The sequence below is a fragment of the Nocardioides sp. NPDC057772 genome (genome assembly GCF_042798075.1).
Classification (GTDB): domain Bacteria; phylum Actinomycetota; class Actinomycetes; order Propionibacteriales; family Nocardioidaceae; genus Nocardioides.
This window is the reverse complement of sequence record NZ_JBHVKN010000161.1, coordinates 1-11,739: the sequence shown is the minus strand read 5'-3', so window position 1 is coordinate 11,739 and position 11,739 is coordinate 1. Positions and strand designations below refer to the sequence as shown.

The window sequence follows — 11,739 nt, the reverse complement described above, 5'->3', positions numbered from 1 at the left end:
GCCGCCACCATCACGTCGAGCCAGTAGTGGTTGGCGGTGCCCACGATCACCAGCAGCGTCAGCAGCGGATGCAGCAGCCACAGGGTGGTGGGCATGTGCACGACGCGTACGCCGCGCAGCCATCCGGCCGCGACCCAGCCGCCGAGGTCGGTGGTCGCGCCGCCACCGAAGGTGACGACGGCGTCGGAGCGGGTGAAGCCCTTCTCCCCCAGCGCCTCCCAGCAGTCGTTGGCGACGGCGACGGTCTTCTGGTCCTCGCCGCTGGGCAGCCCGAGGCCGAGCACGTCGTAGTGCTCGAGGAGCTCCTCGAGCACGGGCTCGGCGTGCTCGGCCAGCTCGGCGGCGTAGAGGAACGCCACCCGTTGGACGCTCTCGCCCAGGAGCCCCTGGAGCCGGCCGGCGAGGCCGGAGCCGATGACGACGTCGTACGGCGCGGCGCTCTCGACCCTGATCAGGGTGCTGGCGGTGCTGGCTGGCTGGGTCACTTCTACTCCGTTGTGTTCAGCGCGGTCAGGGCGGTGACCAGCTCGGTGGCCACGTCGTCGGCCGAGCGGCCGTCGGTGTCGACGACCAGGGTCGCGACCGACTCGTAGATCGGCGCGCGCTCCTCGAGGAGCGCCTTGATGCGGCCGCGTACGTTGCCGAGCAGGAGCGGACGGCCCGAACCGAGACCGACCCGCTTGACCGCGTCCGCGACGCCGACCCGCAGGTAGACGACGGTGTGCTCCTCGAGCAGGGTCCGAGTCTGGTCGGCGAGGACGGCACCACCGCCGAGGGAGACCACGCCGTCGTGCTCGGCCAGGGCCGCCGCGACGGCCTCGGCCTCGACCGCACGGAAATGGGCCTCCCCCTCGTCGACGAAGATGTCCTGGACGCTCTTGCCCGCGGCCGCCGCGATGTCCTCGTCGGTGTCGCGCAGGGCCACGCCGAGACGCGAGGCGAGCAGTGCGCCGACCGTCGACTTCCCGGCGCCCATGGGGCCGATGAGCACGGCGACCGGCATCAGAGGTACCTCAGGTTCGCGAGGTAGGCCTCGGCGTTGCGCTTGGTCTCGGCGACGGAGTCGCCGCCGAACTTCTCCAGCGCCGCTTCGGCCAGCACGAGCGCGACCATCGCCTCGGCGACGACACCGGCGGCAGGCACCGCGCAGACGTCCGAGCGCTGGTGGTGTGCCACGGCAGACTCGCCGGTCGCGACGTCGACGGTGCGCAGGGCGCGCGGCACGGTCGCGATCGGTTTCATGGCGGCACGCACCCGCAGGATCTCGCCGGTCGACATGCCGCCCTCGGTGCCGCCCGAGCGCCCGGAGGCGCGGCGGATGCCGTCGGCGGACGGCACGATCTCGTCGTGGGCCTTCGAGCCCGGGGTCGCGGCGAGCTCGAACCCGTCGCCGACCTCGACACCCTTGATCGCCTGGATCCCCATCAGCGCGCCGGCCAGGCGCGCGTCGAGACGCCGGTCCCAGTGCACGTGGGACCCGAGGCCCGGCGGCAGCCCGTGGACGACGACCTCGACGACGCCGCCGAGGGTGTCACCGTCCTTGTGGGCCTCGTCGATGCGGGCGACCATCTGCTTGGAGCCGTCGGGGTCGAGCACTCGCACCGGGTCCTCGTCCAGGCGCGCGACGTCCTCGGGCGAAGGGACCTGGTGGCTCGGCGTACGGACGCCGCCGATCTCGAGGACGTGGGACACCAGGCGGACGCCGAGCGCCTGCTCGAGGAAGGCCGAGGCGACCGCGCCGAGCGCGACCCGGGCCGCGGTCTCGCGGGCCGAGGCGCGCTCCAGGATCGGACGAGCGTCGTCGAAGTCGTACTTCTGCATCCCGACCAGGTCGGCGTGCCCGGGCCGCGGCCGGGTCAGCGGAGCGTTGCGGGCCTGCCCGGCCAGCACCTCGGCGTCGACCGGGTCGGCGGCCATCACGGTCTCCCACTTGGGCCACTCGGTGTTGCCGACCTCGATCGCGACGGGACCGCCCTGCGACTCCCCGTGGCGTACGCCGCCGGTGATCCGCACCTGGTCCTTCTCGAACTTCATCCGGGCACCACGGCCATAGCCGAGCCGGCGCCGAGCCAGGGCATCAGCGATGTCGTCAGAGGTGATCCGGACGTGGGCGGGCAGACCCTCCATCACGGCCGTCAGGGACGGACCATGGGACTCGCCCGCAGTGAGCCAACGCAACATGGCGTCAGTCTTTCATCCCGACCACGCAACCCCGTGCACCCGGGTTCACAGCGAGACGGCGAGCACCCCGACGAGCATGCCCCAGATCATGAACGGACCGTACGCCAGGGGCTCGCGCATCGCCGTGCGCGAGCGCTGCGCGACCGCACGTCCGATGCCCCAGACACCGAAGATCGCCAGACCGGCCCACAGCCCGACCGCCAGGTGATCCCAGCCGAGGCGGCCGAGGACGAGGCCGACGAGCGCGGCGAGCCGTACGTCGCCGAAGCCCATCGCGTGCGGCAGCAGCCGCCACAGCAGCCAGAACGCCGAACGGGCGATCACCAGCCCGGCGAGTGCCCCGAGGGCGGCCTCGGTGTCGCGGGTCGAGAGCCACTCGGCGCCGAGCAGTGCGAGCCCGACCCCGGTCGCCGCCAGGATCGGCAGCTTCGGCAGCCGCTGCACGCGCCAGTCGACGTAGGCGAGCATCACGAGCAGCGGCGCGAGCGGCACCAGGGCCACCATCAGCCGCGAGGGCTCCACCCGCCAGGCCAGCAGTCCCGCGAGCGCGGCGGAGACGGTCACCGCAACCGGCAGCAGCGGTCTCCAGCCGGCGAGGGTGACGTAGGCGACCGCGGGCGGGTCGTCGGCAGGCTCGGGGAGCCGGCGAAGCAGTGCCGGCATGCCGAGAGCGAGCACGCCGGCGACGGCCGCACTCACCAGCACGACCGCCCCGGGACTCATACCGGTGACGGCTCCGTGATGCCCAAGGCCTTCTCCCCTGCCGCCCGCATCGCGTCGAGCGGGGCGGGGCGACTGGTGAAGAGCTCGAACTGCAGCACCGCCTGGTGCACGAGGAGATCGAGACCGCTGACAGCCACACCGGGTGCGACGGAGAGCAGCGGCGAGGGCCAGGGGTCGTAGACGACGTCGAAGACGACCGGTGTCGACGCCCACCGGTCGATGAGGTCGGGCGTCAGTGCCTTCGCCGGGACGGTGGAGACCACCGCGTCGACCCCGTCGACGGCCGAGTCCAGCGGCAGCACCGAGACCACGGGCTTGCTGCGGTGACGCGAGATCATCTCGATCGTCTCCCCCGCTACCCCCGGGTTGCGGGCGAGCAACGTGATCCGGGAGGCGCCGAGCTCGGCGAGCGCGAGACCGGTCGATGCGGCCGTGGCGCCCGCGCCCAGGATGGCACCGTGGGAGCAGGAGTAGCCGTCGCCGGCCCGCTCCCGGATCGCCGCTACCGCGCCCGGCAGGTCGGTGTTGTCCCCCACCCAGCCGTGCGAGGAGCGCACCAGGGTGTTGACCGCCCCCACGAGCCGCGCCCGCGGCGAGACCGACCGCGCCAGCTCGAACGCCTCGCGCTTGAGCGGCATCGTCACCGACAGCCCGCGCCACCTGCTCGGCGGCCAGTCGCCGCCGAGACTGTCGACATAGGCCGCCAGTCCCCCGGCGGCCACCCGAGTCGAGGTGTAGGACCAGTCGGACATCTCCAGCTCGGCGTACGCCGCCTGGTGGAGGGCCGGGGAGAGCGAGTGACCGATCGGGTCACCCAGGACAGCACACTTCACTCAGGTCTCCTCCTCAACAGCTCTTCGACTCGGTCTCGCAGTAGTTCTTGTACTCGGCCTTGAACTTCAGGAACTGGTCGTAGTTCTTGGCGAACTTGGTCTCGCCGGTCTTCAGGTTGACGGTCACGTAGTAGTACCAGTCACCTTCTGCCGGATTGAGCGCAGCCTGGATCGCGTCGTCACCCGGCGCACCGATCGGCCCCGGCGGCAGCCCCTTGTTGGTGTAGGTGTTGTAGGGCGAGTCCACGGACTGCACGTTGACGCCGCCGAGCTCGGTGCTGCCGGACTTCCCGAGCGCATAGTTGACCGTCGCGTCGATCTGCAGGAAGCCCGCCTGGCCGGCCGTGCCGGGGTTCTCGACGCGGTTGTAGATCACCCGGGCGATCTTGGCCATGTCGTCGCCGCGGCCCTCGGCCTCGACGAGCGAGGCCACGGTCATGATCTGCTCGGCCGTGCAGGCCTTGCCGTCGCCGCACTTGAGCTGCTTGGCCCGCGCCTCGATGTCGTTGTCGCCGAGCGCCTGCTCCCACCGGTCGACCATCATCGCCAGCATCTCGGTCGGCGTGGCGTCGGGCGGGAAGGCGTACGTCGCCGGGAAGAGGTAGCCCTCGACGTTGCCCTTGGCGTAGTCGGGCAGCCCGATCGCCTCGGTGTCCTCGGCGGCCTTCTTGAAGTCGGCCGGCTTCTTCTTGGTCTTCTCCGCGAGCACCTTGTAGATCGCCTTGGCGCGCGAGCCTTCGGTGATGGTGACGTTGATCGTGTCGATGTTCTCGGGGTTGGCGAGGATCTCGACGACGTCGGAGGACTTCATCTGCTTCTTCAACGGGTAGAAGCCGACCTGGACGGTCAACCCCTCGGCGTTGGCCGCCTCGATGAACGCGTCGACCGACTCCACGACGCCGGCCTCCTTGAGGTTGCGGCCGACGGCCGACACCGAGTCGCCCTCATGGACCTCGAACGAGACCGGGTCGGTGCCCGGTCCGGGGTAGTCGGCCGGGGGCGCGACCATGTCCTTGACGTAGTCGATGGCTCGGTCGCCCACGACGTAGAAGCCACCGACCACGACGGCCATCGCCACGAGCACGGCCAGGCAGCCACCGAAGCGTCGTTTGCGCTTGGGCGGCTCTTCGTCGAAGTAGTCGTCGTGCTCTGCGGGACCGGCGTCGAAGAAGCCGGGGTGCTGCTGGTAGGTCGGGCCCCCGTAACCGCCAGGCCCCTGCGGGGGCTCCTGGCGACCGTAGCCCGGCGGGGGCGTGCCCGCTCCTGGCATCGGCCGGGGTCCGGGGCGTCGACCGGGATGGCCCTGCTGCGGAGGCATCTGACCGCCGGGCATCTGCGGCGGCATCCGGCGCGGGTCTCGGGGATCCTGGGGTGGCTGCTGACGTGGCGGGTAGCCACCGCGCGGATCGCGACCATATGACCCCTGACCAGGGCGACGCGGGTCGCGCGGGTCCGGGGGGTAGTAGCGCTCACTCAATGACCGACCTCAACGATCTCTCCAGGCGCGGCCCCCGAAGCGCGCTCACTGTCCAATGCGTGTTGCAGGATCACGACCGCCGCGGCCATGTCGACCACTGCTCGACGGTCCTGACCCTTGCGACCTCGATCTCGGAGCATAGCCTCCGCGGAAACAGTGGTGAGCCGCTCGTCGACGAGACGAACCGGGACCGGGGCCACTCGCCGCGCCAACGACGCGGCGAAGTCCCGGACCTTAGCAGTCGCCGGATTCTCCCCTCCCTTGAGGGAGCGGGGCAGCCCGACGACCACCTCGAGCATCGTCGACTCCTCGGCGATCTCGGCGACGATCGCCTGCAGCCGGGCGAGGTCGCCGCGGCCCTTCTTGACCGTCTCCAGCGGCGTCGCCAGGAACCCCGTGGGGTCGCTCCTGGCGACGCCGATCCGGGCGTCGCCAGGATCCAGACCGAGGCGTACGCCGTGCCGCATCAGGCTCCAGTCACTGCATCGGTCACCAGCGAGGCGACCTTGGTGACGGCCGCGTCGATCTTGCCGACCTCGGTGCCACCCCCCTGGGCGAAGTCGGGCTTGCCGCCGCCACGTCCGCCGACGACCGGCGCGAGCTCCTTGATCAGGTCGCCCGCCTTCACCCCGGCAGCGATGCCGGCCGGGTTGACCGCGGCCACCACCGCGACCTTGTCGTCCGCGTCACCGAGGAGCACGACGGCCGCGGGCGCGTCACCGAGTCGGGAGCGTACGTCCTGGGCGAGCGTGCGGGCGTCGCCGCCGCCCACACCCGGGACCCGCTGGGCAACGACCTGGACGCCGTTGACGTCGACCGCGGAGGCCGCGATCGAGCCACCGGAGGCGAGCAGCTGAGCCGTCCGCGCCCGGGCGATCTCCTTCTCGGCGGCCTTGAGCCGCTCCATCAGGTCGGAGACCCGGCCGACGACGTCGTCGGACTTCGTCTTGAGGAGCAGGTTGAGCTCGGAGACCACGTCGCGTTCGCGGGCGAGGTACTTGAAGCCCTCGACGCCGGTGTAGGCCTCGATGCGGCGGTTGCCGGAACCGACCGAGGCTTCCGAGGTGACCACGATGGTGCCGATCTGGGCAGAGTGGTCCACGTGCGTGCCACCGCACAGCTCGCGCGACCAGGGGCCGCCGATCTCGACGACGCGCACCTTGGAGTCGTCGTAGGTCTCGCCGAAGAGCGCGATCGCGCCCCACTCCTTGGCCTGCGGAAGGGTCATGTAGTCCCAGGAGACCGGCAGGTCGGCGCGCAGCGCGTTGTTGGAGACCTCCTCGATCTCGTGCATCTGCTCCGGGGTCAGACCCTTGGTCCAGCCGTAGTCGAGACGCAGGTAGCCGGGGCGGTTGAACGAACCGGACTGCAGCGCGGTCGGGCCGAGCACCTCACGCAGCGCCGCGTGCACCACGTGGGTGCCGGAGTGGGCCTGACGGGCGCCGAGACGCCACTCGGGGTCGACCTTCGCGTGCACGAGCGACTCGCCACCGTGGAACTCGCCGTCGACCACGCGGACCTGGTGCACCACGAGGCCCTTGACCGGCCGCTGCACGTCGACGACCTCGAGCCGGCCACCGTCGAACTCGATGATGCCCGCATCGGCGGACTGGCCACCGGACTCCGCGTAGAACGGGGTGCGGTCGAGGACGATCTCGCCGATCTCGTCGGGACCGAGGACGTCGACCGGCTTGCCCTCCCGCAGGAGCGCCACCGGCTTCGACTCGGTGTCGAGCGTCGTGTAGGCCTGCCAGTCGGTCGGGCCGTTGCTGTCCAGGATGCCGCGGTAGACCGTCAGGTCGGCGTGCTGGCCCTTCTTGGCCCGTGCGTCGGCCTTGGCCCGCTCGCGCTGCTCGGTCATCAGACCGCGGAAGCCCGCCTCGTCGACCTCGAGACCCGCCTCGGCGGCCATCTCGAGGGTCAGGTCGATCGGGAAGCCGTACGTGTCGTGGAGCTGGAACGCCTTGTCACCGGTGAACGTGGTGGATCCGCTCGCCTTCACCTCGGTCGCGGCCAGGTCGAAGATCTGGGTGCCGGCGGCGAGGGTCTTGCGGAAGGCCTCCTCCTCGGCGTCGGCGACCCGCTTGATCCGGTCCCACTCGGCGTGCAGGTCGGTGTAGGTCTCGCCCATCTTGTCGCGGGAGATCGGCAGCAGCTCCGGCATCGCCGGGTCCTCGTAGCCCAGCAGCCGCATGTTGCGGATCGCGCGGCGCATCAGCCGGCGCAGCACGTAGCCCCTGCCCTCGTTGCCGGGGGTGACGCCGTCGCCGATGAGCATCAGGGAGGAGCGCACGTGGTCGGCGACCACGCGGAAGCGGACGTCGTCCTCATAGGCGGCGCCGTACTTCTTCCCGGTCAGCTCCATCGCCTTCTCGATGACCGGGAAGACGACGTCGGTCTCATACATGTTGGACTTGCCCTGCATGAGATAGGCGACGCGCTCGAGGCCGAGACCGGTGTCGATGCCGGTCTGGGCGAGCGGGCCGTCGATGTCGACGTCGTACTTGGACCGCGCCGCGACGACGTTGTCCTGCATGAAGACGAGGTTCCAGAACTCCAGGTAGCGGTCGCCGGCGTCCCAGTCGCGGTCGGCGCCGAACTCGGGACCGCGGTCGATCAGGATCTCCGAGCACGGACCACCCGGGCCGGGCACGCCCATCGACCAGTAGTTCTCGCTCGGAGGCAGCCGGACGATGCGGTCGTCGGGCAGGCCGGTGATCTTCTTCCAGAGCGCGACCGCCTCGTCGTCGCCGTTGAGCACGGACGGGTAGAGCACCGACTCGTCGAAGCCGAAGCCGCCGTCGGCGACCGACTTGGTGACCAGCTCCCAGGCGAGCGTGATCGCGCCCTCCTTGAAGTAGTCACCGAAGGAGAAGTTGCCGCACATCTCGAAGAACGTGCCGTGGCGGGTGGTCTTGCCGACCTCCTCGATATCAGGCGTACGGATGCACTTCTGCACCGACGTCGCCCGCTGGTAGGGAGGGGTGGCCTGACCGAGGAAGTAGGGCTTGAAAGGCACCATGCCTGCGTTGACGAAGAGCAGGTTGGGGTCGTCGAGCAAGAGCGATGCCGACGGCACCACCGTGTGCTCGCCGACACTCGTGTTCTCGGCGAAATGCGCCGTGAAACGGCGGCGGATCTCCGCCGTGCTCAACCACTCCATCAGGGGGTACTACCTTCCGTGTTCTTCCTCGGGTCCTCGGTTGGCCCGTTCAGTCCAAGTCTCTGCTGCTCGGCACCCGTGGCGCCAATCTGTTTCGGTCCCGCGGTGCGGGCCTCGATCCACTCGCGGAGCTCGAGCTCCTTCTCGGCCTTGCCGGTGGCCAGCTCCTCGCGGAAGATCCGCGCGCCGACCCCGAGGGCCTGGGCCCGGTCGCGCAGCCCGTCGGCGGTGAACGCCTCGGCGGCGCGCCGCCCCTTGACCATCGCGTACACGCCCGCGCCCGCACCGACCACGAACCAGATCGCGCCCCTCATCGGGTGTCCTCCATACGTACGTCCTCGTCAACTGCCGCGCGCTGGCGCGCACGGTATTCCCGCAGCGCCTCGCGCATCTCGCTCTTGCGGTCCTTGCGTGCCCGCTTGACCTCGCGGTGCATCTCGTAGCGGATCTTGAACCGCACCTCGGGCGAGAGCGCCCGGCGCACCCCGTGGACCAGCGCGGCGCCGTGCACGACGGTCTCCCGAAACACCGCGTCCGCGAAGGCCGGTGCGGTCAACGTACGCTGCACCACCTGCTCCACCTCGGCAGGCTCGCCGTCCTCTCCCAGGGAGGTGATGACGTATTCCTTCTCGTCCCGGCGCCGCCGCCTGACCTCCGGCTGGGCCAGCCGCTTCTCCAGCGCCTCGAGCCGCTCGCGCAGCTCGGCCTCGCTGGCCTCGGCCGCCTCGAGCCTCAGCCGCGCGCGGCGCCGCGCCCCGAGCGCGAGCAGCACGACCACCAGCGAGATGAGGACCAGAACCCCCACCGCGATCAGCGTCGCCGCCAGCGCCCACCCGGGCATGCTCGAGTTCGTCATGGTGGGCCTACCCTATCCATCCTGTCCGCGCACGATTTTCCGGACACGCTCCCAACGTTCCTTCACTGCGGCCTCGGCTCCGTGGGTGGTCGGCCGGTAGTACTCCGCGTCGGCCACCGCGTCCGGCGCGTACTGCTGGGTCGCGATGCCGAACGGCTCGTCGTGGGCGTACTTGTAGGCCTCGCCGTGGCCGATCTTCTTGGCGCCCTGATAGTGGGCGTCGCGCAGGTGGGGCGGGACGTTGCCGATCTTCCCGGCCGCGACGTCGGCGCGCGCGGCGAAGATGGCGTTGGTCACCGCGTTGGACTTGGGGGCCACCGCGAGCGCGATCGTCGCATGGGCCAGGGTCAGCTGGGCCTCGGGCATCCCGATCAGCTGCACCGTCTGCGCCGCGGCGACCGCGGTCTGAAGCGCCGTCGAGTCGGCCAGACCGATGTCCTCGGAGGCGAGGATCATCAGCCGACGGGCGATGAACCGCGGGTCCTCCCCCGCCTCGATCATCCGGGCCAGGTAGTGCAGCGCCGCGTCGGCATCCGACCCGCGCACCGACTTGATGAAGGCGCTGACCACGTCGTAGTGCTGGTCGCCCTGACGGTCGTAGCGCACCGCCGCCTGGTCGACGGCGCGCTCGGCCGCCTCGAGGGTGATCTCGCCCTCGGACGCCGCGCCCGCGGCCGCCTCCAGATAGGTCAGCGACCGGCGAGCGTCACCGCCGGCGAGACGTACGAGATGGTCGAGCGCCTCGTCAGAGATGGTCACCGAGCCGCCGAGCCCGCGCTCGTCCTCCAGGGCCCGCAGGAGTACGCCGCGGATGTCGTCGTCGGTCAGCGACTCCAGCCGCAGCAGCAGCGAGCGGGACAGCAGCGGCGAGATCACCGAGAAGAACGGGTTCTCCGTGGTCGCGGCGACGAGCGTGACCCAGCGGTTCTCCACACCCGGCAGCAGAGCGTCCTGCTGCGCCTTGCTGAACCGATGCACCTCGTCGACGAAGAGCACGGTCTCCTTGCCGGTCGCGACCAGCTCGGCCCGCGCGGAGTCGATCGCCGCCCGGACCTCCTTGACCCCGGCCGAGACCGCGGAGATCTCCACGAAGCGCCGGTCGGTGGAGCGGCTCACGATCGAGGCGATGGTCGTCTTCCCGGTCCCCGGCGGCCCCCACAGCAGCAGCGAGAGCGACTGCCCGCCCTCGACGACCTGGTGCAGCGGCGACCCGGGAGCGCGCAGCGAGCTCTGGCCCACCAGCTCCTCGAGCGTACGCGGCCGCATCCGCACCGCCAGCGGCGCGGCCGCATGGTCGCTGTGGCTCAGCGACCCGCCGCGCGAGGCGCCGGCAGCGCCCATCTCGAACAACCCATCCACATGCCAACCCTAGTGGGCGGCACCGACAGGGTCAGGAGAGGCGTACGCGGGGGTCGAGGACGCTGTAGAACAGGTCGACCACGAGGTTGGTGATCACGATGATCACGGCGGAGATCAGGGTGGTCGCCTCGATGACCGGCAGGTCGCTCTGCCCGACGGCGTCGAGGGCGCGAAGACCCAGGCCGTTGATGCCGAAGATCTTCTCGGTGAAGATCGTGCCGGTCAGCAGGGCACCGAAGTCGAGGCCGAAGATGGTCACGATCGGGACGACCGCGGCGCGCAGCGCGTGCTTGTTGACGATCGTCCGCTCCGGCAGGCCCTTGGACCTCGCGGTGCGGACGTAGTCCTCGTTGAACGCCTCGATCATCGAGCCACGGGTGAAGCGGGCGTACTTGGACGAGTTCACCAACCCGAGAGCGAGCCAGGGCAGCAACAGCGCCCAGGCCCACTTCAAGGGCGAATCGGTCAGCGGCTGGTAGCCGTCCTGCGGGAAGATCCCGGCTCCGACGGCGAGGTAGAGGAAGGCCAGCAGCACGAACAGGTAGTACGGGATCGACTCGATCACCAGAGTCGCGCCGATGACCGCCTTGTCCGCCGAGCTGCCCCTGCGTCTGGCCGCGAACATCCCGATCGGCACCCCGATGAGCAAGATGGTGACGCCGGCACCGACCGCGACCGACACCGTCGGCCCGATCCGGTCCTTGATGTCGTCCCAGACATTGACCCGGTAGATGAAGCTGACCCCGAAGCAGGGCGCGTCGCAGTCGTACGACTCGGAGCCGAACGCGATCTCGCGGCCGTTGACGATGCCGGACATGTATTCGGCGTACTGGACGTAGATCGGCGCCTCCAGGTTGAGCGCCTCCCGGATCGCGTCCTGGCGCTCGGCGGTGCACTTCGGCTCGGGGCACATCGCGTCCGCCGGGTCGCTCGGGCCGTAGGTGAAGAGCGCGACCACCGCCACCGAGATGACGAACAGCACGAGGAGTGCCGAGATCAGCCGGCGTACGACAAAACCGATCATGGGACGGAGCAGATGCTCACCCGCAAGTACTCCGACGGCAACACGATCACCTACACGTACGACAACGACGGCCGCACCGCCACCATGCTGGCCGACGGCAAGACCACCACCTACACCTGGGAC

11 protein-coding genes and 1 pseudogene are annotated in these 11,739 nt (G+C 70.3%); all 12 read right to left on the bottom strand.

Annotated features, from left to right (window positions below; genetic code table 11):
- A pseudogene (locus ACFVJS_RS21185) lies at positions 1-485 on the bottom strand (hypothetical protein); the annotation flags it as partial.
- Positions 486-487: 2 nt separating this feature from the next.
- The gene (locus tag ACFVJS_RS21180; RefSeq protein ID WP_378884493.1) at positions 488-1,003 is read right to left on the bottom strand and encodes a shikimate kinase; all 516 of its coding nucleotides are present in this window, start codon (positions 1,001-1,003) and stop codon (positions 488-490) included.
- Positions 1,003-2,181, bottom strand: a complete 1,179-nt coding sequence (gene aroC / locus ACFVJS_RS21175) for a chorismate synthase (protein ID WP_378884491.1) — start codon at positions 2,179-2,181, stop codon at positions 1,003-1,005. The genes ACFVJS_RS21180 and aroC overlap by 1 nt, the downstream gene beginning before the upstream one ends.
- Positions 2,182-2,226: 45 nt before the next feature.
- A complete protein-coding gene (locus ACFVJS_RS21170) occupies positions 2,227-2,904 on the bottom strand; it encodes a prepilin peptidase (RefSeq protein WP_378884488.1) in 678 nt (225 codons plus the stop codon).
- Positions 2,901-3,737 carry a shikimate dehydrogenase gene (locus tag ACFVJS_RS21165; protein ID WP_378884485.1) on the bottom strand — a complete coding sequence of 279 codons (837 nt, stop codon included), beginning with the start codon at positions 3,735-3,737 and terminating at the stop codon, positions 2,901-2,903. Before ACFVJS_RS21165 ends, ACFVJS_RS21170 begins: the two co-directional genes overlap by 4 nt.
- 13 nt (positions 3,738-3,750) lie before the next feature.
- On the bottom strand, positions 3,751-5,007 hold the full coding sequence (gene mltG / locus ACFVJS_RS21160; RefSeq protein ID WP_378884482.1) for an endolytic transglycosylase MltG: 1,257 nt from the start codon (positions 5,005-5,007) through the stop codon (positions 3,751-3,753).
- 203 nt (positions 5,008-5,210) lie between these two features.
- Complete coding sequence (ruvX, locus tag ACFVJS_RS21155) at positions 5,211-5,681, bottom strand: Holliday junction resolvase RuvX (protein ID WP_045548824.1); 471 nt, start codon at positions 5,679-5,681, stop codon at positions 5,211-5,213.
- The gene (gene alaS, locus ACFVJS_RS21150; RefSeq protein WP_378884498.1) at positions 5,681-8,368 is read right to left on the bottom strand and encodes an alanine--tRNA ligase; all 2,688 of its coding nucleotides are present in this window, start codon (positions 8,366-8,368) and stop codon (positions 5,681-5,683) included. The genes ruvX and alaS overlap by 1 nt, the downstream gene beginning before the upstream one ends.
- A gap of 8 nt (positions 8,369-8,376) precedes the next feature.
- Positions 8,377-8,691 carry a DUF6167 family protein gene (locus ACFVJS_RS21145; RefSeq protein ID WP_378884480.1) on the bottom strand — a complete coding sequence of 105 codons (315 nt, stop codon included), beginning with the start codon at positions 8,689-8,691 and terminating at the stop codon, positions 8,377-8,379.
- Entirely contained in the window at positions 8,688-9,233 is a 546-nt protein-coding gene (locus ACFVJS_RS21140) for a hypothetical protein (RefSeq protein ID WP_378884477.1), read from the bottom strand. Before ACFVJS_RS21140 ends, ACFVJS_RS21145 begins: the two co-directional genes overlap by 4 nt.
- 12 nt (positions 9,234-9,245) lie before the next feature.
- The gene (locus ACFVJS_RS21135; protein ID WP_378884496.1) at positions 9,246-10,574 is read right to left on the bottom strand and encodes a replication-associated recombination protein A; all 1,329 of its coding nucleotides are present in this window, start codon (positions 10,572-10,574) and stop codon (positions 9,246-9,248) included.
- A gap of 49 nt (positions 10,575-10,623) precedes the next feature.
- Positions 10,624-11,616, bottom strand: coding sequence for an ABC transporter permease (locus tag ACFVJS_RS21130; RefSeq protein WP_378884474.1), 993 nt, complete (start codon positions 11,614-11,616; stop codon positions 10,624-10,626).
- Between the last annotated feature and the right edge of the window lie 123 nt (positions 11,617-11,739).